Origin of the sequence: Bradyrhizobium sp. 142, assembly GCF_023074015.1 — a bacterium.
GTDB lineage: Bacteria > Pseudomonadota > Alphaproteobacteria > Rhizobiales > Xanthobacteraceae > Bradyrhizobium.
On the sequence record NZ_JADPKQ010000103.1, the window covers coordinates 1 to 4,858 of the forward strand.

At 59.2% G+C, this 4,858-nt stretch carries 6 protein-coding genes; 5 read left to right on the forward strand and 1 reads right to left on the reverse strand.

The annotated features are described in order from the left end of the window. Positions 1–387 precede the first annotated feature (387 nt). A complete protein-coding gene (locus tag IVA82_RS10245; RefSeq protein WP_247386785.1) occupies positions 388–1,299 on the forward strand; it encodes an SDR family NAD(P)-dependent oxidoreductase in 912 nt (303 codons plus the stop codon). Between the two features lie 317 nt (positions 1,300–1,616). Continuing rightward, the gene (locus IVA82_RS10250) at positions 1,617–1,835 is read left to right on the forward strand and encodes a hypothetical protein (protein ID WP_247386786.1); all 219 of its coding nucleotides are present in this window, start codon (positions 1,617–1,619) and stop codon (positions 1,833–1,835) included. 168 nt (positions 1,836–2,003) lie between these two features. Here IVA82_RS10250 and IVA82_RS10255 read toward each other — a convergent pair whose 3' ends face one another. Then, on the reverse strand, positions 2,004–2,411 hold the full coding sequence (locus IVA82_RS10255) for an ABC transporter substrate binding protein (RefSeq protein WP_247386787.1): 408 nt from the start codon (positions 2,409–2,411) through the stop codon (positions 2,004–2,006). Between the two features lie 367 nt (positions 2,412–2,778). Between IVA82_RS10255 and IVA82_RS10260 the strand changes: the two genes are divergently transcribed. The 3 genes from IVA82_RS10260 to IVA82_RS10270 all read left to right on the forward strand — a co-directional run bounded on the left by IVA82_RS10260 (position 2,779) and on the right by IVA82_RS10270 (position 4,754). Then, positions 2,779–3,834, forward strand: coding sequence for a hypothetical protein (locus IVA82_RS10260; RefSeq protein ID WP_247386788.1), 1,056 nt, complete (start codon positions 2,779–2,781; stop codon positions 3,832–3,834). Between the two features lie 113 nt (positions 3,835–3,947). Then, the gene (locus IVA82_RS10265) at positions 3,948–4,145 is read left to right on the forward strand and encodes a DUF2158 domain-containing protein (RefSeq protein ID WP_247386789.1); all 198 of its coding nucleotides are present in this window, start codon (positions 3,948–3,950) and stop codon (positions 4,143–4,145) included. A gap of 375 nt (positions 4,146–4,520) precedes the next feature. Then, positions 4,521–4,754, forward strand: a complete 234-nt coding sequence (locus IVA82_RS10270; RefSeq protein WP_256469638.1) for a DUF3551 domain-containing protein — start codon at positions 4,521–4,523, stop codon at positions 4,752–4,754. The last annotated feature ends 104 nt before the right edge of the window (positions 4,755–4,858 follow it).

Genomic DNA, 4,858 nt, shown 5'->3' on the forward strand with positions numbered 1-4,858 from the left:
GCCAGCTCGACAGGCTCAGTTCGATAACGGCGATCAGCGTGCCGTCCGGATCGAGGGGGCTCGGGGATCGGCTCAGATCGTTCAATTTCTGCATGGGGCGCTCCATCGGTTCACATCAGCAACGATGGATGCAATATCCTCGCCGCCGCCCCATAGCATCTCCCTTGGAGGCTTGCGGACGCCGGCCCCGTGCGCACCGCCCCACCGTCATGGGGCCGGCATCCGAAACCTTCACATAAGCGGACATCAGGGAACTTCCCGGAAGCGGACGCATCGTCGATTGTGGGGGACGTGTATCTGGCTTTGCCAAAGGGACATAGCGCCCCAACAGTTGGTGTCACGGTTGCGCGCAGACGCATTCAATCTTTGCCGGAAAAGGATAGCGAGATGACGGAACGAATTTCGTTGGAGGGGAAGGTCGCGGTCGTGACTGGGGCAGGCCGCGGGCTGGGGCGGGCATACGTCGAACTCCTCGCCGAACGCGGGGCCCGGGTCGTGGTGAACGACCTGGGGACCGACGTATCGGGGTTCGGGAAGGACTCCACGATAGCGGAACAGGTCGCCGACCTCATTCGGTCGCGTGGAGGCGAAGCCATCGCGAATGACAGCGATGTCTCCAGTCCTGAAGGTGGCAGCGACTTGATCGCGACGACCATCAAGCATTTCGGGAGAGTAGACCTTCTCGTGAACAACGCTGGTATCTGCGGAAGCCAGCTATTCGAGGACGCCACCCTTGATGATTTCGATCACTATTGGCGCGTGCACCTCGGCGGGCCGGTCAACACGGTGAAGGCTGCCTGGCCGTACATGGTCGCACAACACTATGGGAAGATCATCCTCACGACTTCGGTCGCCGGGCTACTCGGAATACGGGGCCAGGCCACCTATGCGGCGGCGAAGTGCGCAGTCGTCGGATTGATGCGCATTCTTGCAATTGAAGGTGCCGAGCATGGGATTCTCGTGAACACCATTTCGCCAGCCGGGTATACGAGGATGCACCCGGCGGCGGTTGCGGATCCCGCCTGGCTGAAGCAGAGCGAAGCCACCATGCCGGTTGAGGCTGTTGCGCCAGCGATCGTCTGGCTGGCAAGCGATGGTTGTTCAGAGACGAACCGCATCTACAACGTGGAAGCTGGAGCAATCCAACGTATTGCTATCGTCATGGGACCTGGCTTCAATGATCCACATCTGACACCCGAGAGCATCGCCGAGAACTACGCAAAGGTCGAATCGATCGAGGGCTTCTTCGAGCCGGGTCCGTTCGAGCCCGGTCAGATACCCGCAACGGCGAAGTCTTGAGGAACGAGATTAGGTCATGGCGACGTTCGACTCTGGCAGACAGCGTTAATCTATGAACTTCTACGCAAGTCATCAGCGGCCGCTCCAGCGGCGGAGCTACACTGGCCGCCCAACCAGACCTGCTGAAGGTCAGCTAAGGGTCAAAAGCGTCGTTCTAGTCGCCGCTAGTCACTTCCGGTCTGCTCCGATTGACAGACGATCGGGGGCCCGCCCATGGGCAATCGCGTGGGGTTGATCCTTGGGTCGGTCCAATCGCGTCCCGCCCTATCTTCATGTGTGCTACCTAGTTCGGTAGCAATGGTCAGGAGAAACCGATCATGACTGACGATCAGGTCAATCTCGTCGTTCAGCAACTTTGCGAGCATTTGCACTTGGCGCTCCGATTGAAGGACAGCGAGGCACATCCACCAAACGCCAAGGATATTGGATTTGATCCTGCCTCTGTAAGAACTGTATTGCTGAATGGGTTGCGTTCGGCGGGTGTCGCGACCCACCACGAGGCAGCCGGGGCGAGCGAAGAGCCGCCGTGGTCCTAAACGCAAAACGCGGACAGAAGCCCCGCGCCAGTGTCTCAGTTGGGTCATCCGCGTCGGTTTGGCCGCATTTCGGCAGATTCCGCTCCGCTGTCGACTGTAGACGTGGCGGCGGCGCGATGTTCGGCTCAGGGACAAACGCAGACTCCTGCAGCACGGCAAAGGCAATGCTTATTCGACGACCGAATCAGCCGTTGCGAGCAGCGCTTCGGGCACGTTCATTCCAAGAGCCTTCGCGGTCTTGAGATTGATGGCGAGTTCAAACTCGGTTGGCAACTCGACCGGCAGATCCTCCGGTTTTGCCCCCTTGGGGATCCGGTCCACGTAATACGCGCCCCTCTGCAGCAGCGCCGAGCCTTTCGGGCCATACGAGAGGCACATGCCAACCTTCGCGTACAAGGTGTATTCGGTTGCAAAAGGAAGCTTGACCGGCGCAATCTGCTCGCGAAAGTTATATATGATCGGATCCGAGATCATGAGTACGGCATCGGGCCGATCGGTCAATATCTCACCCAACGCGCTTTCAATCTGCGAACGTGCATGAAGTTCGACCAGCCTTGCTTCGATTCCATTGAGCAAGCCGGCGCGGCCGACCGCAGAGCTCCGAGATGGATCAAACTTGAAATTACGGTGACACCATTAGCGGGCCGCTCGTCAAGAGCGCAGATTTTTTTGGCAGCGCGAGCTGCCAATCTATTCAGTGGTCGCTTCCAGCTACAGTGTTTGAATCGCGACGGTTTCTTCGGTTGATGGCCGCGTCCGCATTACGGATCGCGCCAGACACCCATGGGGATCAACCTTCTGCGTGAGCTGCATCCGCTCGGCGAGCCGCTGCCGGGCGCGATCTGACAACTCCCCTGCCCCACTTGAAGTGAAATGCCTCACAATCCGCAATCCCGGATTGCGGTAGCCTTGCGCCATGGGGCGAGGTGAGTTGGAGGCGACAATGGAGCAGGATCTTCCGAAGGAAACAGCGCGCACGCAGCCCCCGGCCGACGCGCCGGGCGTCTGGCAGAGAATTCAATCCTGGGATAGCCGCCTGTCGGTGACCAAGGGTTTGACGGCCGTCACCTTGCTGACCGGCTTCCTGGGCGGATACTTCCAGTATCTGAATTCCTACGAGCAGAAGATCGGTGAGCAAGCGAAGGCGGACATGGAGATGGCCACGAAAACCTTCCTTGAAATTTCGGACGCGTTCGCCGATGTCCAGATGCAGCAAGAGACGATGCTGCGCGAACAGTTCGGTTCGCTGAAGGCGCAGGCAAGCCCCGCCTTCATCCCGGTGGATTCGAAGACACTCGAGCCGCTCTCGGACTATTGGAAGGCACGCACATCCTTGCGGCGGAACGGCGCCATCTTCGCACGCAAGGCGGAGATCTACATCGATTGGCCCAGCGACCTTGGCCGCGATGCAGCAGCAGAGCACAGCCTCGACCAGGATCCCCTGACGGCAACGCTGCTCACGAAGTACAATTTCGATTGCGACTCCGAAGCCAATCTTCCGCAGTTCAAGGGGGCAATCTATAACGGAGGCGATGCCGGCCGCCCCAGCGAAGAACTCTGTAACGACCCAACGGCCAATGGGTTGAAGTCCTATGTCGATCTCTGTGCCAGGCTGCCTGGCGGTGCGATTGATCCGTTGCAGAAGGTCGTTACGATCAACTGGTGGAGCGCCAAGCACCACGTTCTGGTGATGCACCATTGCTTCGAGGTGCTCCGCGGCCAACCGAATACCCTGCAAGCCCCGGCATCGGGCAGCGATGTCCCCAACGACCGCAAGCTCGAGACCATGAAGCCGCAGGACAGCAGCGAGCACAGATTGCAGCTTCAGGCCCGCCGGCTGGATGCCTTCATGACGCTGACCATGGCGCAGCTGGACCGTATCAGGGTGCGATACCGTCCCACCGGCTTCGTCTGCCACGTTCCGGTGGTGCGCGATGCCGTCAGTTATTTCAGCAACGAATGCCTGCCGAACCAGCCGGTCACGAACGAGCGCACCTAACACCGCTCCGCAACGCGCCGGCGGAATTTCCTGGTACGGCCGGCAAGCGTGATCGGCGTGTCATGACGGCTTGCTAGCCTCGCGTCCGGAAGATCAACTCGAAAGGACAATCCATGGAACTGAAGGCCGGCGACGTCGTGATGCTCAAATCCGGCGGCCATCCGCTGACCGTCGCGGAGGTGAAAGGCGACGACGTACTCTGCCTCTGGATGGGCATGGAAGGCGATCTGTTCCGCGAGACGCTGCCACTCGCCGTGCTCGAGCAGGTGGAAGAGGAAGATGAGGATGACGGCGAAGAAGACGAGGAGTAGGCACGCCTAAGGCGCATCCTGATTAGATCGGAGTGCTCGGCTCCGGCGCGCCTGATGTCCGCTACTCTGCACAATGGCGGGGCAATAGCGGACATCGCTGCATGTCGCAGAAGGGCAAACAAGAGACGTAGCTTTCGCAGAATTGGGTAGCTAGTTTTGTCCAATCCTAGCGACGCGGATGGACTCCGATATTTCAGATTTTGGACGTTCCTAAGAGCTGATGATAAGCTTTCGCAATTCCTTAGGAACGATGTCGCGTAACGCCGGATTGGTGCTTGTTGTTAGGGCAACAGTTTCGTTAGCCATATTCAGCCGGCTACCTTTCCAGGCTCCAGCTTTTTCCGGCGCCGTTCGGCTGATTTGATGGAGAGTCTCATGCGAATCGCCGTGCTGGTTGTCTTCATGGTGGCGGGGCTTTCTTCCGCAGCACACGCTGAGCGGGACTATCCCTGGTGCGTCTTTGGCGGAGAGCTCGGCGCTTCCGGCGAGTGCATGTATGAGACGCGACAACAGTGCCTGGCCTCGGCATCCGGGCGGTGGAACACCTATTGCGATGTGAACCCGCGCGTGAGGTTCAGACAGCCGGCTCCGTACCGGAAATTACGGTGACAGTGCTGGACTGCACCCCTGGAATGAGACACGATAATTTCTGTGACAGGCTCATTTCGAGGATGACCTGTGGCAGCAAAAGCAAAGAACCGTCAGTTTCCGAC